This is a genomic window from Pedobacter sp. Leaf132 (assembly GCF_920984695.1).
Taxonomy (GTDB): domain Bacteria; phylum Bacteroidota; class Bacteroidia; order Sphingobacteriales; family Sphingobacteriaceae; genus Pedobacter.
The window spans coordinates 202280-222440 of the sequence record NZ_CAKLBO010000003.1 but is presented as its reverse complement, the minus strand read 5'-3'; the positions used below and the strand labels follow the sequence as shown (position 1 = coordinate 222440).

20 protein-coding genes are annotated in these 20161 nt (G+C 35.3%); 8 read left to right on the top strand and 12 right to left on the bottom strand.

The features are described 5' to 3' along the window. Window positions 1–10: 10 nt before the first annotated feature. The 5 genes from LUA86_RS08250 to LUA86_RS08230 all read right to left on the bottom strand — a co-directional run bounded on the left by LUA86_RS08250 (window position 11) and on the right by LUA86_RS08230 (window position 5141). Window positions 11–775 carry an MBL fold metallo-hydrolase gene (locus LUA86_RS08250; RefSeq protein WP_231460131.1) on the bottom strand — a complete coding sequence of 255 codons (765 nt, stop codon included), beginning with the start codon at window positions 773–775 and terminating at the stop codon, window positions 11–13. A gap of 48 nt (window positions 776–823) precedes the next feature. Further along, window positions 824–1096 (bottom strand): hypothetical protein, encoded by a 273-nt coding sequence (locus LUA86_RS08245; protein ID WP_231460130.1) that lies wholly within the window; start codon window positions 1094–1096, stop codon window positions 824–826. A 309-nt stretch (window positions 1097–1405) separates the two neighbouring features. Next, window positions 1406–2056: an outer membrane lipoprotein carrier protein LolA gene (locus tag LUA86_RS08240; protein WP_231460129.1), complete on the bottom strand. Its 651-nt coding sequence runs from the start codon at window positions 2054–2056 to the stop codon at window positions 1406–1408. A gap of 59 nt (window positions 2057–2115) precedes the next feature. Beyond that, the gene (locus LUA86_RS08235) at window positions 2116–4710 is read right to left on the bottom strand and encodes a DNA translocase FtsK (protein WP_231460128.1); all 2595 of its coding nucleotides are present in this window, start codon (window positions 4708–4710) and stop codon (window positions 2116–2118) included. Window positions 4711–4928: 218 nt separating this feature from the next. Continuing rightward, window positions 4929–5141: a hypothetical protein gene (locus LUA86_RS08230; RefSeq protein WP_231460127.1), complete on the bottom strand. Its 213-nt coding sequence runs from the start codon at window positions 5139–5141 to the stop codon at window positions 4929–4931. Window positions 5142–5304: 163 nt separating this feature from the next. On the opposite strand from LUA86_RS08230, the gene LUA86_RS08225 reads away from it, so the two are divergent. Then, entirely contained in the window at window positions 5305–5958 is a 654-nt protein-coding gene (locus tag LUA86_RS08225) for an ankyrin repeat domain-containing protein (protein WP_231460126.1), read from the top strand. A gap of 122 nt (window positions 5959–6080) precedes the next feature. Here the strand turns inward: LUA86_RS08225 and LUA86_RS08220 are convergent, their stop codons facing one another. The 5 genes from LUA86_RS08220 to pyrF all read right to left on the bottom strand — a co-directional run bounded on the left by LUA86_RS08220 (window position 6081) and on the right by pyrF (window position 9962). Next, window positions 6081–6299, bottom strand: a complete 219-nt coding sequence (locus tag LUA86_RS08220) for a PspC family transcriptional regulator (protein ID WP_231460125.1) — start codon at window positions 6297–6299, stop codon at window positions 6081–6083. A 110-nt stretch (window positions 6300–6409) separates the two neighbouring features. Further along, on the bottom strand, window positions 6410–6625 hold the full coding sequence (locus tag LUA86_RS08215; RefSeq protein WP_231460124.1) for a hypothetical protein: 216 nt from the start codon (window positions 6623–6625) through the stop codon (window positions 6410–6412). A 48-nt stretch (window positions 6626–6673) separates the two neighbouring features. Continuing rightward, window positions 6674–7957 carry a DUF2851 family protein gene (locus LUA86_RS08210; protein WP_231460123.1) on the bottom strand — a complete coding sequence of 428 codons (1284 nt, stop codon included), beginning with the start codon at window positions 7955–7957 and terminating at the stop codon, window positions 6674–6676. Window positions 7958–8076: 119 nt separating this feature from the next. Beyond that, a complete protein-coding gene (locus LUA86_RS08205) occupies window positions 8077–8979 on the bottom strand; it encodes a DMT family transporter (protein ID WP_231460122.1) in 903 nt (300 codons plus the stop codon). 152 nt (window positions 8980–9131) lie between these two features. Further along, entirely contained in the window at window positions 9132–9962 is an 831-nt protein-coding gene (pyrF, locus tag LUA86_RS08200; RefSeq protein WP_231460121.1) for an orotidine-5'-phosphate decarboxylase, read from the bottom strand. Between the two features lie 425 nt (window positions 9963–10387). Here pyrF and rho point away from each other — a divergent pair, with 425 nt between their 5' ends. After that, window positions 10388–12097, top strand: coding sequence for a transcription termination factor Rho (gene rho, locus LUA86_RS08195; protein WP_231460120.1), 1710 nt, complete (start codon window positions 10388–10390; stop codon window positions 12095–12097). Between the two features lie 75 nt (window positions 12098–12172). Beyond that, on the top strand, window positions 12173–12859 hold the full coding sequence (pssA, locus tag LUA86_RS08190) for a CDP-diacylglycerol--serine O-phosphatidyltransferase (protein ID WP_231460119.1): 687 nt from the start codon (window positions 12173–12175) through the stop codon (window positions 12857–12859). Here pssA and LUA86_RS08185 read toward each other — a convergent pair whose 3' ends face one another. Both LUA86_RS08185 and folK read right to left on the bottom strand, forming a co-directional pair. Beyond that, the gene (locus LUA86_RS08185; RefSeq protein ID WP_231460118.1) at window positions 12860–13243 is read right to left on the bottom strand and encodes an Hpt domain-containing protein; all 384 of its coding nucleotides are present in this window, start codon (window positions 13241–13243) and stop codon (window positions 12860–12862) included. 17 nt (window positions 13244–13260) lie between these two features. Beyond that, window positions 13261–13755 carry a 2-amino-4-hydroxy-6-hydroxymethyldihydropteridine diphosphokinase gene (gene folK / locus LUA86_RS08180; RefSeq protein WP_231460117.1) on the bottom strand — a complete coding sequence of 165 codons (495 nt, stop codon included), beginning with the start codon at window positions 13753–13755 and terminating at the stop codon, window positions 13261–13263. A gap of 50 nt (window positions 13756–13805) precedes the next feature. Between folK and sppA the strand changes: the two genes are divergently transcribed. The 5 genes from sppA (at window position 13806) to LUA86_RS08155 (ending at window position 19731) form a co-directional block, all read left to right on the top strand. Further along, window positions 13806–15572, top strand: a complete 1767-nt coding sequence (gene sppA / locus LUA86_RS08175) for a signal peptide peptidase SppA (protein ID WP_231460116.1) — start codon at window positions 13806–13808, stop codon at window positions 15570–15572. Between the two features lie 129 nt (window positions 15573–15701). Beyond that, a complete protein-coding gene (locus tag LUA86_RS08170; RefSeq protein WP_231460115.1) occupies window positions 15702–17384 on the top strand; it encodes a DNA polymerase/3'-5' exonuclease PolX in 1683 nt (560 codons plus the stop codon). Window positions 17385–17517: 133 nt separating this feature from the next. After that, on the top strand, window positions 17518–18120 hold the full coding sequence (locus LUA86_RS08165) for a DUF4254 domain-containing protein (RefSeq protein WP_231460114.1): 603 nt from the start codon (window positions 17518–17520) through the stop codon (window positions 18118–18120). Window positions 18121–18212: 92 nt separating this feature from the next. Continuing rightward, window positions 18213–19241: a glycosyltransferase family 9 protein gene (locus LUA86_RS08160; RefSeq protein ID WP_231460113.1), complete on the top strand. Its 1029-nt coding sequence runs from the start codon at window positions 18213–18215 to the stop codon at window positions 19239–19241. Beyond that, complete coding sequence (locus LUA86_RS08155) at window positions 19234–19731, top strand: histidine phosphatase family protein (RefSeq protein ID WP_231460112.1); 498 nt, start codon at window positions 19234–19236, stop codon at window positions 19729–19731. The genes LUA86_RS08160 and LUA86_RS08155 overlap by 8 nt, the downstream gene beginning before the upstream one ends. The last annotated feature ends 430 nt before the right edge of the window (window positions 19732–20161 follow it).

Sequence of the window (20161 nt, the reverse complement as noted above, 5' to 3'; positions counted from 1 at the left end):
AAACAGCGATTTACAATTCAATTTTCAACCCATCATAAGCCAGCCTGATGTTTGCCGGTAAATTTTGCTCCACTACATCATGTAAACCTAAATTATGACTAATATGAGTTAGATAAGTAGTTTCCGCTCCTACTCTTTTAGCAAATTCAATAGCCTCTTTTAAGGTAAAATGAGAGATATGCGCTTCCTTCTGCAAGGCATTCAAAACTAAAATCTTTGTTCCGGCAATTTTTTCAAAACTGGCATCAGAAATGGTTTTAGCATCAGTGATATAAGTAAAATCGTCAATCCTGTAGCCAGTTATAGGCAAAAGATGGTGCATCACCTCAAATGGCGTGATTGTATTATTGCCTATCTTAAAATCTTCGCCATTATTTACACTATGAAGATTAATCTGCGGTAAACCATGATATTTGGTTTCAGCGAAAATGTAATAAAATTCTCTTTTCAATGCAGTTTGAACCCGCTCTGTAGCATAAACATCAATAACTTTATGAAGCAAATAATTAAAAGGACGAATATCATCTAAACCTGCAATATGGTCTTTATGTTCGTGTGTAAAAAGAACAGCATCTAAATCTTTTACCTTTTCCCTTAGCAATTGGTATCTAAAATCCGGACCACTATCTACCACGATGGTTTTATCACTAAGCTCCAGTAAAATAGAAGTTCTTAAACGATTATTTCGCTTATCTGTAGATTGGCAAACTTCGCAATTACAAGCAATAACAGGAACGCCTTGTGATGTACCAGTGCCTAAAAAAGTAACTTTCATCCTAAAAATCTTTCCTTTCTGAATCTCTAATTGCCCGTAGCTGCTTCATTAAAATAATTGGGTTTGCTGTAATGAATGAAAAAATTGACGTTGCTTTTCATCTAACATATTCTCATCAGGGCTAGTTTGCTTAACAAGAGTAACTAAAGCGGTAATTTTGCCTTCGAGGTTAGAGAATTTATTTACAACAATAATTTTGTTGTGCTCCAGCAGGCAAGAACCAGTTTTAAAGTTTCCTTTTTCATAACGAACCTTAAAGCCCATTGCAAAAAGTAATTGCTCTAATTTCTCTAAAGTATGATTTGTTAGTGGCAACGACATTAGAACAAACTTAGAGAAATCTAAGCAGCAATCAAATAATCTTTTTATCACAAAAGGAATTTTAATTTTAGAAAAGCCTATCAATAATGAACTACACCTTCATCTCGACTATAGCGCAATGCAATGTAGAGAAGTTTTAAATTTAACAGTATGCCAACTTTAAAGATTTCTTCCTGAAATTCGAGCCTGAAATAACGACTTTTCAATTTTCATTGTTTCTGCGGCAAAAAATTTTAGATACTAAACAAAAAAGTTCAGCTGTTGCCAACTGAACTTTAGTAAATTTTATCCCGCAAAGCGGAAATTATTTTATCTTAAATCAACCACTTCAACACCTGGATATTTCTTTGCATCAAAAGCAAAAGTAGTTTCTGGTACGTTAACATTTGGTGAAAACGTTTTCACATTGTAAGTGTATTTGTTTCCATTTTTATCGAATAAAACAACATTAGCAATTTGTTTAGCAGCCTTATCGATACTTAAACGAACTTTAAAGATTGATTTTTTTGCATCAACTGGTGTAAGGTCGATCATCTGATAAGTTTTAGCGCCAGACTTTTGTTCGCCGGTGTAAACATATTTAAAGCCTTTTTCGTAAACCGTAAAAATTTTAGCAGGATTAATTGCATCACCACTATTATCAACATTGCTTACTTGTACTTCTTTATCTTTTTTTAAATAAGTCCATTGGCTTTTACCATCACTAAATAATTCCTGGTTTGTCATAGCAACCTTGTATTTATTAGAGTTTGCTTTAACATACAAAGTTCCTTGCTGGGTTTCTTTAACTTTTGCCTTCGGATTATCCAAAGTGAAAGAAAAATCGGTTTTTACGATGTTATACGATTTATATTTTTTACTAACCTCTGCTAAAATTGCTTTAGCTTTTGCATCCGTTTGAGCATAGGTTGATGTTGTAAACGCTACAACAACCATTAACGCTGAAATTATTTTTTTCATTTTGTGTTATTTAAATATTCGTTCGAAACTGAGAGTTAATTATCCCAAATTGGTTTAATCTAATCCTTGCTATCAATACTATTCAAGAATTGTTCCAAAGAATATTCATCTGGATATAAAACCTCACGTGCTTTACTGCCTTCAAACGGTCCAACAATACCTGCAGCCTCTAGCTGGTCGATAATTCTACCCGCACGGTTATAACCTAACTTTAATTTACGTTGTATTAATGAGGTAGATCCTTGCTGATGAAGCACTATCAATCTTGCAGCATCTTCAAAAAATTTATCCCGTTCATTCGGATCGAAATCAGCCTTGCTTCCCTCTCCCGCTTCATCAATATATTCTGGCAATTGATAAGCGTCAGAATAGCCTCGCTGGTTACCAATATATTCCGAAATTCTATCAACTTCGGGTGTATCCACAAAAGCACACTGTAGCCTGATTAAGTCGCTACCGGTAGATAAAAGCATATCACCGCGACCAATCAACTGATCTGCACCACCACTATCCAAAATAGTACGGGAATCGATTTTAGACAATACCCTAAAAGCTAACCTTGCCGGGAAATTGGCTTTAATTGTACCTGTAATAATATTTACTGACGGACGCTGAGTTGCTAATACCAAGTGAATCCCGATTGCACGAGCTAATTGAGCTAAACGAGCAATAGGCGCCTCAACTTCCTTACCGGCGGTCATCATTAAATCGGCAAACTCATCTACAACTAATACAATAAAAGGTAAAAACCTGTGCCCGTTATTTGGATTTAGCTTGCGCTTGATGAATTTATCGTTATATTCTTTTAAGTTTCTTACTTGTGCATCTTTTAGCAAATCGTAACGCTGATCCATTTCGATACAAAGAGAATTTAGCGTGTTTACTACCTTTTTAGTATCTGTTATAATTGCATCTGCCTCACCGGGTAACTTTGCTAAAAAGTGGCGTTCAATTCTATTGAAAAGCGTTAATTCAACCTTTTTAGGGTCAACAAGTACAAACTTTAATTGTGCCGGGTGCTTTTTGAATAATAATGATACTAAAATTGCATTGATACCAACAGATTTACCCTGACCAGTAGCACCGGCAACCAATAAGTGAGGCATTTTGGCCAAATCGGCAATAAACACTTCATTACTAATTGTTTTACCTAAAGCAATAGGCAAATCCATTGTATTCGAGGTCCATTTTTCGGTGTTTAAAATGCTACGCATTGGCACCATTTCCGGATGCTGATTTGGCACTTCAATACCAATTGTACCTTTACCAGGCATTGGAGCTATGATACGAATACCTAATGCCGCCAATGATAAAGCTATATCATCTTCCAGATTTTTGATTTTCGAAATTCTTACGCCAGGTGCAGGAATAATTTCATAAAGCGTAACCGTTGGACCAATAGTCGCCTTAATCTTATCAATTTCGATGTTATAATGGTTAAGCGTTTCTACAATCTTATTTTTGTTTGCTTCGAGTTCTTCTGCATTTACAGAGATTTTATTGGTGCCATAATTCTCAAGTAAATCAATCGTTGGATATTTATATCCCGATAGATCTAGTTTTTCATCGTAGTTACCAAACTGTTCTACTAAATCATCAGATTTTTTCTCTTCTTCAGTTTTCTCTACAGTAAAAGTAGGCTCATGCTCTTCCTCTATGGTTGGCTCTACCGTTAAAGGCATTGCCGCAGCGGCTGCAGTAGCTATTGATAAATTTGCTGCCATGGGTGTTAAAACAACTGGCTTAGCAATTTCTTCTTCCTCTTTTTGCTCAAACCTGTTTGGCTGTAAAACAACATTTTGCTGTTTGCGCTCATTATTTAAAGATGGCTTATCACGTACCGGAAATTCTATTGGCTCATTAATTTCTTCTGTGGTTCTTCTGTTTGAAAATTCTTCTCTTACCTCATTAACATAATCAGGGGTTTCGTTATCTAAATAAACTTCCTTTTGTTTACGCTCAGGCAATTTAAAATCTATATTATAAGCAATAATTAAAATGGTTAAACCTGCAAAAGCTATTAAACCCGCAACACCTGCAGCACCAATTTGTGCCGCCAATAATTTGTTGCTCCAATAACCAAATTCTCCTTCTACAAAGTGTGGCGAACTAGACCAGAAACTATGTGCAAAACCAAGCGTTAAAGAAATGAATAACAAGAAGAAAAAGCTGTATCCTAAGGTTTTTGAAATTGATAAAATTTTAACCTTAAATAACAAACGATAACCAATAATAAAGAATGCTAATACAAAAAGGAATGATGCAATTCCAAACCATTCGTAAATAAATTGGTGCGATAATAAAGCGCCAAATTTGCCCAACCAGTTCTGAACAACAGGAATTGTAACGCCCGCTTCTTTTAATTCATCTGAGGTTTTAAAAAGATTTCCCCATCCACCGTTTGCATCGATAACATAGCTTTGATCATCTTGCCAGGTAAATAAATACGAGGTAAACGCTATTAAAAAGTATAGTGAAAGTATAACGAAAAATAAGCCCACAATTTTTATCGCCCGTCCATCCTGCAAATCAAAATTTGGCAAGTATTCTCTTTTTTCTTTAGCCTGGCGACCAGAGGACGCCCTGCCTGATGCATTTTCTGCACCTTTTTCTCGGAATGTATTGCTTTTAAATTGGTTTCCCCTTACCGCCATTTTCTATCGTAATATGATTAAAGAACAAATATAAAATATCTGTTACGAGTTTTACATGATGCATCAAATTAAATAAAATTATTAAATGCTTATTAAACCTTAAACAGAAAAATTAGTCTATTATTTTACAACACACATTTGCACGTTTGTCAAATGAAACGGATTTTGTTTTAGGTTTTATCCCGTTTGGTCCTGGAGAGGTTAAACGGGATTTTTATTTAGAAAATTACGGTTTTGCTTTTCATAGGTACTGTAGCCCTGCTATTCATTCCAATCTTTTTTAAACTTATGTCATTCTGAGAAACGAAGAATCCCTTCCTGCGGCAGGCAGGTCTTTCATCGCTTGCAGATGGTTCGTTCCTCACCATGACAGCGTATTTAAGTTGTTGCACAAAAGAAGCATTTCTATTGCTATCAGGTTTACTAATCATAATTCTTTACTCCAAACAAAAACCCGCTTCCTTGTTAATTAGTCAATATACACTCCCAAAACACACAACATTGTTATTTCAATAAAATCTTCTATTTCATCAAAAATTTCTACACTTTATTAATTTTTTGTTAATTTAAATTCGCATTTAATAAGAAATCTATATGAGTATAAGCCAACTCGAAGAACAAATTGAAGCTGGAGATTTACAATCGGTAAAAGAAACGCTGATTAATAATCCGCAATTAGCCAATACTAAAACTGCCCATAATGTTTCGCCATTATTATTGGCGTGTTATTACAAAAAGCAAGACATTGCAAATCTTATTTCAGAGTTTGTAGATAACCTTACGCTATTTGAAGCTTGTGCCGTTGGCAAATATGATGCAACAACTCAGCTAATATTTCAAAATCCGGAGCTTGTAAATGCTTTTTCAGAAGATGGCTTTACACCGCTTGGATTGGCTTGTTATTTTGGGCATGAAGATTTGGCGAAATTTTTAGTTTTAAAAGGTGCAGATGTAAATTTGGCTTCTAAAAATGGTTTTAACGTTTTCCCAATACATTCTGCTGTTGCTGCTAATAATATAAACATTACAAAGCTACTTTTAGATGCTGGTGCATATCCAAACGTATGTCAGAAAGCTGGGTTAGCACCTTTACATACCGCTGCACAACTGGGTAATATCGAATTAATTATTTTGCTTTTAGAACATGGCGCTGAAGTTAGCTTGCGCATGGAAGGCGGAAAACTCCCGGCAGATTTGGCCGCTGAAAAGGGATTTAATGAAATTGCAGAGATTTTGAGGGAGGATTAGTTGTAGGTTTTAAGTGATAAGTTTTAAGTAACCTAAAACGTACAACTTAATACGTACAACCTAAAACGTACAACCTAAAACGTACAACCTAATACGTACAACCTAATACGTACAACTTCAAATTACTCCCAAATCCTTAACCTCATCTTTTTCATGTAGGTCCTTATATCCAAAACTATTGCTGCCATAACATAAAACAGAATTGGAAATCCTACCGCAAGAAATGAAGAGTAAATAAAAAACAGGCGAACTTTCGCTGTACTCATATTAAGCTTGTTGGCTAAGTATGTAGATACGCCAAAGCTTTGTTGCTCGAAATAAGTAATAATCTTTTGGAACATTGTAAGTTTATTTAAATCTTAATTTCAATACAATTACAGAACACGGAATAATTTATTAATCAAATTCTAATTTAACAATTATAATTGGTTAAAAACAAACGGAAAATCATCTATTCCAAAATCAGTTTCTCAAAATCTTGCCTGCCTTCGTGCTTAATAAATAAAATCTGTTGTTCTTCTAAGCCAGAATATTTTTTTTTGAGTTCATTTTTGAATTGCTCAATATCCACATCCGCCTTCAAAATAACCGTTAAAGCATCGGCATTTCCTCTTACTTCGATAATTTTATTTGGATAAAGTTCTTTTAATTCGTGTGGGAATTCCATAATGCTAAAACCATTAGATAGTTAGAAAGTTTTGAATGAATTATAAAATTAAGCTTGCTTTAAAATTTTGATGCCAATTCCACAAGATAGACATTTTTTCTCATCGCAGTATTGCTTTTTTAACTGTATGATGCCCTGCGAAGAGAAAGCATTTTCTATCTTAACGCCTGCTGAAACAAACTTGTCTGTAATTGCATTTTGTTCGGTAGGCAAACTCTCCAACAATTTTATGGCCCTGCTTATATAAAATTGTGTTCCGGTATGCTTGCCATAAGCAAAAAGAAATAAGGCAACTGTATTCAATAAAATATTATCAATTGAGGTTTTGCCTATTTGTGTATTAACACCATGAGCAGTTTTTTTGAAATGGTAATGCTTCTTCCAGAAATCATTTACAGGAAGGTTTTCAAACAAGCTTCTCAACTCATTTATATCTTTAATCTCCATAATTTTCGAAAAAAGATGATTTGCTTTAACAATTAATGCAGCAAACTGAGCCAAACGAATAGTTGGGAAATTTTGCGGGCGCATGCGCATAAATTTCCAAATTGTGGCTTCAAGAGGCTTAATTGCATATTTTTTCTGCAAAAACTGAAATTCTTGCTTCAATTTTAGCGGATAATCTTCTGTAAAGTGCTCACTTAAAAAGCCTGCCCCACCAAAAACCAGCGCTTCTATCTGCATCTGATTGTCTTTGTGTTTTGCATAAATTTGCTGTGGAATGGCTTTGGCAAATAGTTCAAAGGGCAAAGCATTAACCTTAAACCCGAAATTTCGAGCCATGAAACGGTAGAAGGTTTCATCCCAACTACCATTTAATTCGTTCAGCGTGTTAATAACAATTTCAGCCTTTTGCTCAAACCTTTCAATTAAAGTTCTGGATAAAAATGAATCAATAATCAATTTATCAACTGTGTTAATTTGGCCAATACATGGAAAGTCTGTGAGATTTAAAAACAGATGCTCATATTTTGTTATCAAATCAATGGAGATACGATTTTTTAATTCCAATACTGGCAAAACCGAACCATCAATACGATTAACTTCAGCATCATTTTCATAAACTACATGAAGTATAACATTTTCATAACTGCTATCTGTTTGATGATTATGTTTTAACCAATCTGACGATTTGAGGTGAATTTCAATGTTACCAGCCCAAATAGTCGCACCTATTTGTATTTTGGCATTACTAAAATCTGGGCCAGAATTTTTATTCAGAAAACCCTGATGGATAATTTTTAAATCATCGCCTGTGGAAGTCTGTAAATTACTATTATCAAATGACCTAAATTGCCAAACATAATGAAGAAAATCTTCTGGAAAATTCATTATTGAAGATAAAAATTATTCCTAAAAGCTTTATCATCTTTTTCATATCAACAGAACTCATTTCAGGGTTTCGAAGAAAAGAGATGCTGCAATAAATTAAGTATGAAGTTTTGTTGAGACTAAGAAAGTTCTGCTTTCTTCTTGTAATTGGTGATAAAAACGCCTGCAATGATTAAAACCGTTGCAACAATTAAATCCACATCTACATGCTCGTTCAAGATAAGCCAGCCTAAAAAAATCGCAATAACTGTATTAAAATAGGTAAGAATAGAAACTTCTGATGCAGAAACTTTCTTTAAAGCATAATGATAACAGAAATACCCAAGAACCGAACCAAAAATTGCGAGATAAACTGCAGCGAAAATGCTTTCGGTTTTCCAAGCGTTTACATCGGCTTTGCCAGAAAAAATTACTGCTAAGCCAAACTGAACAATTGCCGAAAAAACAAATTGATAAAATAGATTTAAGAATATGTACTGAGGTTTACCACTATGTTTTTTAGAGTATATTGTACCAATGGTCCACCCGGTAACTGCGATAATTAAAGATAAAATCCCATTACGATATCCTGGATCGAGTAAATCGCTAATACCATCTCTAAAAATAAATACAATGCCTAAAAAGCCAATAAACACCCCGATAAATCCTTTTAAACTTGGTTTTTGAATACCAAGAAATACACAACCCAAAAATACCAACAGTGGTGATGTTGCATTAATTAAGGAGGTTAATCCGCTAGGAATTGTCTTCTCAGCAACAGTTGTCATTCCGTTTGCAATAACAACCATTAATAACGAAAGTAAAATCTGGCGCTTAAAGCTCGACCAGCCAATCCATTTCAATTCTTTTTGTTTGATAAGGATGATTAATATAATCAGCGAAGCAATGGTTTGGCGAATGGCCGTTACATACCAAGCTGGTATGCTTTCTACAGCAACGCGGATGCCCAAATAAGTTGTGCCCCAAATAAGTGCAACGCCAGTTAAGGCAAGGATAAGTTTTAAATCTATTTTGGATTTCATATATGTGTAGAGATTAACCGCCAAGAATGCCAAGCTTTGCGTAAAGAGAAAGGGATTTAACCATGGAAACGTAAATTAACACCGAATTTTAATTTTATTTCTCCGTGTCTTCAGTGCTTATGTGGCAAAAAATAAAATCTGTAAATCTGTGGCTAAACCAAATTTGCCTCAACCAAAATCCCTTCCATTTCTTGCTGCAACTTTAAAGCTTCTTCCCTAGCCTTTTCAGCAAAATCTTCGCCCTTGCCAGCATAAATAATCCCTCTTGATGAATTAATTAATAATCCGCATTGCGAATTCAAGCCATATTTACATACTTCTTTTAAATCGCCGCCTTGTGCACCTACACCCGGAACCAAGAGAAAATGATTTGGGGCAAGTTTACGCACATCTGCAAATGCAGCGCCACGAGTGGCACCCACAACGTACATCATTTGTTCGTCTGTTGCCCATTGCTGAGAAGTTTTTAGCACCTTTTCGAAAAGCTTATCGTCTCCTATTTCTTGTAACTGAAAATCAGCATGACCAGAATTTGAAGTTAAGGCCAAAAGAATGACCCATTTATCTTTAAAAGTTAAAAAAGGTGTTACAGAATCGCTTCCCATGTAGGGTGCAACAGTAACCGAATCGAAACTCATTTCTGAAGATTGCTCATTAAAAAAAGTTTCTGCATACATTGCAGATGTATTTCCGATATCGCCACGCTTGGCATCGGCAATACTAAAAACATCTTTAGGAATATATTTCCAAGTTTCGATAAGCGTTTCCCAACCTTTTTTGCCATAACATTCGTAAAATGCAGTATTTGGCTTATAAGCAACACATAAATCCTTAGTGGCATCAATAATTTGCTTATTAAATTCTAGAATAGGATTTTCATACTTTAGCAGATGCTGAGGGATTTTTTCTAAGGAAGAATCTAATCCAACGCATAAAAAAGAACGTTTTTTTTGTATCTGCTCAAAAAGTTGCTGCTTGGTCATATATGGGCTTATTTGCTGCAAATATGAGGTTTTTTAAGTTTTAAGACCAATTAAAATATGCCCCAATTAATTATTTTTATAAACATTTTAAACTTTTTCTTGCGGATTACGTTTCAAATACATACAATTGCAACATAATTTCTCAATCGTTTATCTGAATATCCCAGAAAAAAATTATCAAGATTTGTTTTTTGTTACCATTTTCTAAAAGCGATTAATCGTTTCTATTCAGCTTGTAAACAACTTTAAAACCATTTTGAGTACTCAGAAAATCACTCACTTCTGGTTTTACGGCTTTAAGATTTTATACACAATTTAACCGCTTGGCTTTAAAACTAGCACAAATATTTTAGCCATAGCAGATTTACAATAGAAAACATCTGTTGTAAAAAAATTTAAAATTTCTTGAAACATATATATTTAGAATGTTTAGCAAAACAGAATTAAATGAAAAGCTCACTCCCGAATTACGTGAGCTTGCAAAAACCTATGGCATTGAAGGTGCCGATTCTCTAAGAAAAATTGATCTTGTTGAAGTACTATTACACCAGCAGGAAATTATAAATGCAGCTAAATCAGGTGCAGACCCTTATAGTGAAAGCGAACCTGTTGTTGTAGCTTCTGCACCAAAAACCAAAGCAGTTAAAGCTGATAAAACAGTTAAAGCTGATGCAGATGTTGCAACTGCTGATAAACCGGTTAAAAAAAGAGCTAGATTATCAAAAGATGAAGCACCAGCTCCAATTGAAAATAAAAGAGATTCTATCACCTTATTTGATGAGCCTCAACATCAGCAACAAGAAACACAACCAGATCGTATAGTAGAATCGGAAGAAGTAAGTAGCAAACCCATTTCTGCTTTATTAGAAGAAAGTGCAGAAGTTGTGGCTCCGGCTCCTAAACAAAGACAAGAGCAGAGAGAAAAACAAGATAAGCCTCAACGTGATGACAATCGTCAGCAGAAACAACCCGGAGGAGGTAATCATCATAAAAATGAAAACAGTTATTCGAATTTAGATTTTGATAACGTAATTACAAACGAAGGCGTTTTAGAAATTATGCCTGATGGTTATGGTTTCTTACGTTCTGCAGATTATAACTATTTAACCTCTCCTGATGATATTTACGTATCGCAATCGCAAATAAAACTTTTTGGTTTAAAAACAGGTGATACGGTTAAAGGTAGCATCCGTCCGCCAAAAGAAGGCGAAAAATATTTCCCACTCGTTCGTGTTGAAACAATTAATGGCAGAATCCCTGCAGAAGTTCGCGACCGTGTTCCTTTCGATTATTTAACACCACTTTTCCCGACTGAAAGATTAAATCTTTTTACGGATACGAATAACTATTCAACTCGTATAATGGATTTATTTACGCCAATTGGTAAAGGTCAGCGTGGTTTAATTGTTGCACAACCAAAAACAGGTAAAACCAATTTACTAAAAGAAGTTGCAAATGCAATTGCGAAGAATCATCCGGAGGTTTACTTAATTATTCTTTTAATTGATGAACGCCCTGAAGAGGTTACTGATATGGCCAGAAGTGTTAGAGCTGAGGTTATTGCATCAACTTTTGATGAGCCTGCTGAACGCCACGTAAAAATCGCCAATATTGTTTTAGAAAAATCTAAACGTTTGGTAGAAAGCGGCCATGATGTTGTTATCCTTTTAGATTCGATTACTCGTTTAGCCAGAGCTTACAATACCACAGCACCGGCTTCTGGTAAAATTTTATCTGGTGGTGTTGATGCAAATGCTTTACACAAACCAAAACGTTTCTTTGGTGCTGCCCGTAACATAGAAAATGGTGGTTCGTTAACAATTTTAGCAACAGCCCTAACCGATACAGGTTCTAAAATGGATGAGGTAATTTTCGAAGAATTTAAAGGTACTGGTAACATGGAGTTACAATTAGACCGTAAATTATCGAACAAACGTATCTTCCCGGCAATTGACATTACTGCATCGAGTACTCGTCGCGATGATTTATTACACGACAGAGATACTTTACAACGTGTTTGGATTCTTCGTAATCACCTTGCCGATATGAACAGTCAGGAAGCAATGGAATTTGTACAAGCACAAATAAAAGGCACAAAAAGCAACGAAGAATTTTTAATTTCGATGAACAGCTAGAAAGTGGTAAGTTTTAAGTGGTAAGTTTTAAGTAAACATGCCACTTAAAACTTATAACGTATAACTTAAAACTTAATGAAAAGGCATATCCCTAATGCGATTACCTGTGCAAACCTTTTTTCTGGCTGCATCGGAATCGTTTTTGCGTTTAAAGGCGATTTACAATCTGCAGCTTATTTTGTTGTGCTGTCAGGTATTTTCGATTTTTTTGATGGCATGGTTGCTCGCCTTTTGAATGTAAAATCGGCAATTGGAAAAGATTTAGACTCACTGGCAGATATGGTAAGTTTTGGTTTCTTACCGGGTGTAATAATGTTTCAACTATTTAAATTAAGCGATTACAGCTCAGACTACCTTCCATACCTCGGCTTTTTCATAACTGTATTTTCTGCGCTGCGCTTGGCAAAATTTAATAATGATGAAAGGCAAACAGAAGATTTTATTGGCTTAAACACACCAATGAATACGCTTTTTATTTGCTCTTTGCCATTTATCGCCACTGATTATCCTCAGGTAATTGGCTCAACAATTTTATTAGTGGCAATTACTGCGGTAACTAGTTTTTTATTGGTTAGCGAAATAAAAATATTTTCTTTAAAATTTAGTGATTTAAGCTGGGCAAAAAATAAAATGAAATTTATTTTTCTGATTTTATCGGCCATTTTAATTGCTGTATTAAAGTTTGCAGCTATCCCCTTTGTTTTGGTGCTTTACATTGCCTTATCCTTTTTGCATTTCAAAGCAAAAAGCACAATACAATAATTAACTCATATTATATTTAGTTCTTACTTCTGATATAGATCGCTCTATCTGAATATAAATGGTTTCGAGCATTTGATGTAGTTGCTTTAGCCTTTGAGGCAAGGTATCCAGTTCTACCAGCTCGCGGGCGCTACGCTCTATGGTATGCACAAATTCTCTAACATCAGTTCTGCCAACGTAGGTAAATGTTGGTTTAATTTTGTGGGCACAATCAGCCACCTTTTTCAAGTTTTTCAGGTAAAGTGCGTCTTCAAGTTCTGCAACATAAAAAGGTGTTTGCTCAATAAATGTTTCAAAAATTTCAATCATGAATTCAGGATCATGACCAACCATTTCAACAAGATATGATAAATCTAAGGGATGATTATCATAATTATCTTCCATATTTCAAACTTAAGCAATTAGATTTTCTTAACCTCTAAATTATCAGAAATATTTAGGGCTATTTCTGATATGGTTTTTTTGATAATTGGATGCACAACATCCGGAGCAATTTCTGCCAAAGGTTGCATCACAAATTTTCTATTCTGCATCTGAGGATGAGGAATTTGCAACTTTCCTTCAATATCAATAACCTCATCCCCAAATAAAATTAAATCAATATCTATTAGTCGTTCACCCCATTTTTCTTTGCGTATGCGTCCTAGTTTTTGTTCTATTGCCAGTGCTTTTTCCAAAACTTCAAGCGCATTTTGCTTAGTATTTAAGCTAATTGCCTGATTTAAAAACGATGGTTGGTCAGTTTTTCCCCAGGCCGCTGTTTCATAAACAGAAGATTTACTTAAAACTTTACCAACTTCTTTATCTAAAAGCTCTATAGCATCTTCTAAATTCCTCTCCCTATCACCTAAATTTCCACCTAGTAACAAATAAGCAGTTGTTTGCTCTAATGCCATATATGCGCTGTGTATTTTATATCTTTACACCACAAAATTAAAACATTTAAATGAGAGATTTTTTTAAGTATTTATTTGCTTCGATGTTAGGTTTTTTCCTATCCATTGTAATTGTATTTGTTATTTGCTTTGTGGTGATTGTTGCCGCCATTTCATCAATCGATGATGATAAAACCGTATCGGTTAGCAGCAATTCTATATTATATTTAAACCTCGACCAAGCCATTACCGAACGTACACCAAAAAATCCATTCGGGAATTTACCAATTGTTGGAGGCGAAGAAAAAGACGGAATAGGATTACAGGATTTATTAAAATCTATTAAAAAAGCTAAATCTGATGATAACATCAAATGTATTTATCTTAATGTAAGCAGCCCTAATGCTGGTTTTGCAACCTTGCGGGAGGTAAGAAATGCATTAATCGACTTTAAAAAATCTCATAAAAAGATTATTTCTTACAGTGAGGTATACACCCAGGGCGCTTATTATTTGGCCTCAGCGGCCGATAAAATATACCTGAATCCGGAAGGCGCTTTAGAGTTTAAAGGATTTAGTTCAGAACTTACTTTCTTTAAAGGAACATTAGAAAAAGTTGGCGTAGAAATGCAGGTTATTCGCGTTGGAAATTACAAAAGTGCGGTAGAGCCTTTTATACTGGATAAAATGAGCGATTATAACCGTAAACAAGTTACCGCATACGTGGGTGGTTTATACAACACTTTTTTAACAGATATTGCTCAAACACGTAGCATTCAAAAAGATAGTTTATACAGCATAGCTGATAATTATAAAATTAGAGAACCTAAAGATGCATTGAACTATAAAATGGTTGATGCACTTAAATACAAAGATGAGATTTTAGAAGAATTAAAATCAATTTCCGGCAAAACTAAAAAACAAAGTATAAGCTCCGTTTCTATTAATGATTATGCAAAAAATGTAAGTTCGTCTGGCGATAGCAAAAATAAAGTAGCCATTGTTTACGCCAGTGGTGAAATCACTGGCGGCGAAGGCTCTGATACTGAAATTGGTTCAGAGAGAATTTCAAGAGCGATTAGAAAAGCCAGATTAGATGATGACATTAAAGCAATCGTTATCCGTGTAAATTCTCCAGGCGGCAGTGCTTTGGCTTCTGATGTTATCTGGAGAGAAATTGTGCTTACCAAAAAAGAGAAACCGGTAATTGCTTCTTTTGGAGATGTTGCCGCATCTGGCGGATATTATATTGGTTGTGCAGCTGATAGCATTTTCGTGCAACCCAATACAATTACCGGCTCTATTGGTGTTTTTGGCTTGATACCAAATTTCCAAAACTTAATGACCAATAAATTAGGAATTACTTTTGATGGTGTTAAAACGGGTAAATATGCTGATATAATGGCAACAAACCGCCCAATGACAGAAGGCGAACGCTTCATCATCCAAAACGAATTAAATAGAATTTACAATGGTTTCATAACCCGCGTAGCTGATGGTAGAAAGAAAAGTAAAGCTTATATCGACAGCATTGGCGGCGGACACGTTTGGATTGGAACGGATGCCGTTCAAATCGGTTTAGCCGATAAAATCGGAAGCTTTAATGATGCCATTAATGCAGCAGCCAGAAAAGCAAAAGTAAAAGATTTTAAAGTTGTAGAATATCCTGATGTTATCGACCCATTAAAATCTTTTCTTGACCAAGGTACAGACAGAATTAAAACTTATTACGCTAAACAAGAGTTGGGAGAAAATTATTTGCTTTACAAACAGGTTAAAAAAGTAATGGCAAGCTCTGGTATTCAAGCCAGAATGCCTTTCGAAGCGGTAATAAAATAAATTATAAAAAATATTAGACGCCAGGAAATCCAGAATTACTGTATTTCCTGGCGTTTTTCTTTTAAAGAATTTTTTAAATCAAAGCAACATTTGCAGTTTAAAAATTATTGTTTCTAACTTTAGCTCCTTATGGAAAATAAAACCATCGCCCGTACTTTGCGCCTGCTTTCACAGCTAATGGAGCTGCATGAAGAGAACCCTTTTAAAATAAAATCAATTGCAAACGCTTATTTTAAGGTTGATAAACTACCATTTGCTTTAAAAGATAAACCTGTTGATGAGATTGATAAAATTGAAGGCATTGGTAAAAGTTTGGCGGCAAAAATTATTGAATTATTAGAAACGGGAGAATTAAAGGAACTGAATGATATTGTTCAGCAAACACCCGAAGGCATTATTGAAATGCTTGGTATTAAGGGAATCGGACCTAAAAAGATTTTAATTATTTGGCGAACACTTGGAATTGAAAGTATTGGGGAATTGTATTATGCCTGCAATGAAAACCGACTGATTGAAGCCAAAGGCTTTGGTTTAAAAACCCAGGAGGAAATCAAAAATGCTATAGAATTTAAACTTGCCGCAAACGGAAGATTTTTATACGCTCAGGTTGAGGCCTTCGCCATTTCTGTTCTTGATGAACTCTCAAGATGGTTAATTCCTGTTGATAACCATTCTTTAATCGCTTTTGCGGGACAATACCGCAGGGCTTGCGAAATTATTGATGAATTAGAAATTGTTATTGGTGCAGAGCATTTAGAGGATGTTATTGCTGAATTGCCAAATTTCGATAAACTCTCACTAATTCCTGCTGAGGAAGCATTTATTGCCACTACCGAAGCCGGTTTAAGAATTAAGATATATGTTTATGATAAAGCTGATTTCTACTTAGCATGGTTTAAATTAACCGGAAATGCAGAACATGTAGGAAAAGTTTTGGCTTTAGCTGGCGATGGTCCTTTTGCAAATGAGCAAGAAATTTACAGCAAAGCCGGATTGGCCTACATTGAACCTGAACTACGTGAAGATTTTGACGAAATTAACATAGCCAAGGATAACAAACTGCCCAAATTAATCACCTACGATGATTTAAAAGGCAGTTTGCATAATCACTCTACCTGGAGTGATGGTGTACATACGCTCGAACAGATGGCCGTTTATTGCAAAGACACTTTAAATCTGCAATATCTAGGCATCTGCGACCATTCAAAAACTGCTGTTTACGCAAAAGGCTTAAGTGAGCAACGTGTTTTTGGTCAGCATCAGGAAATTGACGAACTGAATAAAAAACTAGCGCCATTTAAAATATTTAAGGGAATAGAAAGCGACATTTTAAGCGATGGCTCTTTAGATTATTCGGATGAGATTTTGAAAACATTTGATTTTGTGGTCGCATCTGTTCACAGCAATTTGCGTATGGATGAGCAAAAAGCTACAAATCGTTTGTTAAAAGCGATTGAAAATCCATACACAACAATTTTAGGACACCCAACTGGCCGTTTATTGTTAAGCCGTGCAGGTTATCCAATAGATTATAAAAAAATTATCGATGCTTGTGCCGCCAACAATGTAGTTATCGAAATCAATGCGAATCCTTTACGTTTAGATTTAGACTGGCGTTGGCATCATTATGCTCTGGAAAAAGGTGTTTTGCTTTCTGTTAATCCTGATGCACATAGAACTGAAGGTTTTCATGATATGCGCTACGGAATTTTGGTTGCCAGAAAAGGCGGCTTAAGTGCAGACAAATGCCTTAATGCATTTTCCTTGCAGGAGATAACAGCGTATTTTGAAGGCAAAAGGTTTAGGGTTTAGGGTTTAGGGTTTAGGGTTTAGGGAAAACAAACCAAAGGTAAAAATCAGTGTAATCCTTAAATCTGTGCAATCTCAAAATCTGTGTAATCAACCCGAAGGAAAAATCTATATAATCTTTTAATATCTTTGTCCAATGATAAGTGAAATTGCCAACCGCGTATTTAATCAGGTTATAACAGATTACCATAAGTTTGATGATATAGACCATCTGGTTGAAAACCCATATACTGCTGATAGTTTAGAGCATCTTTTTTACATTAAAAACTGGATTGACACCGCCCAATGGCACATGGAAGATGTTGTTCGCAATCCACAGATTGACCCTGTTGAAGGCTTAAATTGGAAAAGACGCATTGACGCACAAAACCAGGTTCGTACAGATATGGTTGAGTTTATTGATGGCTATTTCTTAAATCTTTACAAAAGTATATCGGCTCTGCCGGATGCAAAAGTTAATACCGAAAGTCCGGCTTGGGCAATAGACAGACTTTCTATTTTGGCTTTGAAAATTTACCACATGCAAGAAGAAGCCGGGCGTGAAAGTGCCTCGGCTGAGCACCGTGAAACATGCCAAATCAAACTAAATATTTTATTATCGCAACGCGATGATTTATCTAAAAGTATTGATGAATTATTAGCCGATATTGAGGCCGGCAAAAAATACATGAAAGTGTATAAACAGATGAAAATGTACAACGACCCAAGTTTAAACCCGGTTTTGTATCAAGAAAAATGATAGTTTCAACTCGTCATTGCGAGGCAAGAAGCAATCTATGTTCTATAGAGAGATTGCTTCGTACCTCGCAATGGCGACCGAGTTAAAATACCATGGCAACAACCAAAAGAATCATCGTTTTACGTTTTTCGGCTATGGGCGATGTAGCTATGGTTGCATCTGTTTTAAAGGAATTTTCAGAACAGCATCCATCAACAGAGCTGATAATGGTTAGCAGAGAGGCTTTTGAACCGTTTTTTAATGGTATTGATAATGTAACGTTTCATGCCATAAAGCCTAAAACCATTCATAAAGGCTTAAATGGCTTGTATAAGCTTTTTCAGGAACTTAAAAACTACAATCCCACTTCTATAGCCGATTTGCATGATAATTTGCGGAGCAGAGCGCTTTGTACCTTTTTTAGATTATCAGGTTTAAAAATTAAAAGAATTGATAAGGGCAGAGCTGAAAAAAAAGCTTTAACCCGTTCTGTTAATAAAATATTTAAGCCTTTGCGCCACACTGTTGAACGTTATGCAGATGTTTTCAGGCAATTAGATTTTGATGTTAATTTAAGTCATAAGCTTAATAACGCACCGCAAAAAATTCCGGCAAAGGCTGAAAATTTATTTCTTAATAATGCAAAAAAAATAGGCATCTCCCCTTTTGCACAACACATTTATAAAGTTTACCCTCTTGAAAAAATGGAGCGGGTAATTTCTTCGTTAAGTTTGGCAGGGTACGAGCTTTTAATTTTTGGTGGTGGTAAAACCGAACAAGCCACTGCTGAAAAATGGGCCAAAGCTTACTCAAACACCTATAATTTAATTGGTAATTTTAATTTAACTGAAGAATTAGCCATTATCTCAAACCTCGATTTAATGTTAAGCATGGACTCTTCTGGCATGCACATGGCTGCCTTGGTTGGTGTGCCCGTAGTTTCTATTTGGGGACCAACACATCCTTATGCAGGTTTTTTAGGTTATGGTCAATCTGAAACCGACTGCATTCAAATCGACCATCCGGCAAGGCCAAATTCAATTTATGGAAACAAACCGTGCTTGTGCGGTGTTGAAAACTGCATGGATTTAATTCATCCTGAAACAGTTGTAAATAAAATTAAAGAAAAACTAAATGGCTAAGCAATTACTTCTGGTACGTCACGGAAAATCGGATTGGGGAAATTTAGATTTAAAAGATTTCGACAGACCATTAAACAAACGTGGTAAAGAAAATGTGCCTGAAATGGCAGAACGTTTATTGAAAAAAGGTTTTAAATTCGATTTGATAGTGAGCAGTCCGGCGAAGCGAGCAAAAACTACCGCGAAATTTTTCGCAGAAGCTTATAACGTTGATGATATTCGATATGAAGAATCTATTTACGAAGCGAATACGACTACGCTTTTAAAGGTTGTGAATGGATTAGACGATGCTGCCGATATTATAGTTATGTTTGGCCACAATCCTGGATTTACAGATTTAGCCAATGAATTAAGTGATGCCGATATTTACAACATCCCTACAGCCGGAATGGTGCTAATGTCTTTTCCTTTTGATTCTTGGAAGATGATTAGCAAAGGAACCGGTGATTTGGTTTTCTTCGATTATCCAAAGAATAGTGATGAAATGTAATTTTTTGCCACGGAAACACGGAAAAATATAGTCTCGTCATTTCGAGCGAAGCCGAGAAATCTTTGAAATTTGTTGTTTTTTTGCTACGGAAACACGGAAAATTGAGAAGTCGTCATTGTGAGGCTTTTTCAGCCACGGCAATCTTATTTTACGATTTTTTTATATTTTATATCCGTAACACGTTATTTTACAGTTTCTATTTCTACAGATTGCTTCAACCGATGAAAAATCGATTTCGCAATGACGTACACTAGCCTAGAAAGCACAGTTCTTTGTTAAATAAACCTGATAAAAACGGAAAGCCCGGAGTGAGGAAAGAGCGAGGACTTGAAGTGATAGCAGGGCTGCAAATTCAAAAGGAATACTGAACGCTCATTTCCAAAATAAAATCTAAAATCGTAACCCTGAAATCGTAAATTTAATTATCTTT

What these genes read in the sequence shown, in the direction of transcription:
- LUA86_RS08220 (WP_231460125.1), bottom strand. Translation starts at nt 6,299, where the DNA reads ATGTTCCAAAAGATTATTACTTATTTCGAGCAACAAAGCTTTGGCGTA.
- LUA86_RS08215 (WP_231460124.1), bottom strand. Translation starts at nt 6,625, where the DNA reads ATGGAATTCCCACACGAATTAAAAGAACTTTATCCAAATAAAATTATC.
- pyrF (WP_231460121.1), bottom strand. Translation starts at nt 9,962, where the DNA reads ATGACCAAGCAGCAACTTTTTGAGCAGATACAAAAAAAACGTTCTTTT.
- LUA86_RS08185 (WP_231460118.1), bottom strand. Translation starts at nt 13,243, where the DNA reads ATGGAAGATAATTATGATAATCATCCCTTAGATTTATCATATCTTGTT.
- LUA86_RS08205 (WP_231460122.1), bottom strand. Translation starts at nt 8,979, where the DNA reads ATGAAATCCAAAATAGATTTAAAACTTATCCTTGCCTTAACTGGCGTT.
- LUA86_RS08230 (WP_231460127.1), bottom strand. Translation starts at nt 5,141, where the DNA reads ATGATTAGTAAACCTGATAGCAATAGAAATGCTTCTTTTGTGCAACAA.
- LUA86_RS08240 (WP_231460129.1), bottom strand. Translation starts at nt 2,056, where the DNA reads ATGAAAAAAATAATTTCAGCGTTAATGGTTGTTGTAGCGTTTACAACA.
- pssA (WP_231460119.1), top strand. Translation starts at nt 12,173, where the DNA reads ATGAAAAGGCATATCCCTAATGCGATTACCTGTGCAAACCTTTTTTCT.
- LUA86_RS08170 (WP_231460115.1), top strand. Translation starts at nt 15,702, where the DNA reads ATGGAAAATAAAACCATCGCCCGTACTTTGCGCCTGCTTTCACAGCTA.
- LUA86_RS08160 (WP_231460113.1), top strand. Translation starts at nt 18,213, where the DNA reads ATGGCAACAACCAAAAGAATCATCGTTTTACGTTTTTCGGCTATGGGC.
- LUA86_RS08245 (WP_231460130.1), bottom strand. Translation starts at nt 1,096, where the DNA reads ATGTCGTTGCCACTAACAAATCATACTTTAGAGAAATTAGAGCAATTA.
- LUA86_RS08250 (WP_231460131.1), bottom strand. Translation starts at nt 775, where the DNA reads ATGAAAGTTACTTTTTTAGGCACTGGTACATCACAAGGCGTTCCTGTT.
- folK (WP_231460117.1), bottom strand. Translation starts at nt 13,755, where the DNA reads ATGGCATTAGAGCAAACAACTGCTTATTTGTTACTAGGTGGAAATTTA.
- rho (WP_231460120.1), top strand. Translation starts at nt 10,388, where the DNA reads ATGTTTAGCAAAACAGAATTAAATGAAAAGCTCACTCCCGAATTACGT.
- LUA86_RS08210 (WP_231460123.1), bottom strand. Translation starts at nt 7,957, where the DNA reads ATGAATTTTCCAGAAGATTTTCTTCATTATGTTTGGCAATTTAGGTCA.
- LUA86_RS08235 (WP_231460128.1), bottom strand. Translation starts at nt 4,710, where the DNA reads ATGGCGGTAAGGGGAAACCAATTTAAAAGCAATACATTCCGAGAAAAA.
- LUA86_RS08165 (WP_231460114.1), top strand. Translation starts at nt 17,518, where the DNA reads ATGATAAGTGAAATTGCCAACCGCGTATTTAATCAGGTTATAACAGAT.
- LUA86_RS08155 (WP_231460112.1), top strand. Translation starts at nt 19,234, where the DNA reads ATGGCTAAGCAATTACTTCTGGTACGTCACGGAAAATCGGATTGGGGA.
- LUA86_RS08225 (WP_231460126.1), top strand. Translation starts at nt 5,305, where the DNA reads ATGAGTATAAGCCAACTCGAAGAACAAATTGAAGCTGGAGATTTACAA.
- sppA (WP_231460116.1), top strand. Translation starts at nt 13,806, where the DNA reads ATGAGAGATTTTTTTAAGTATTTATTTGCTTCGATGTTAGGTTTTTTC.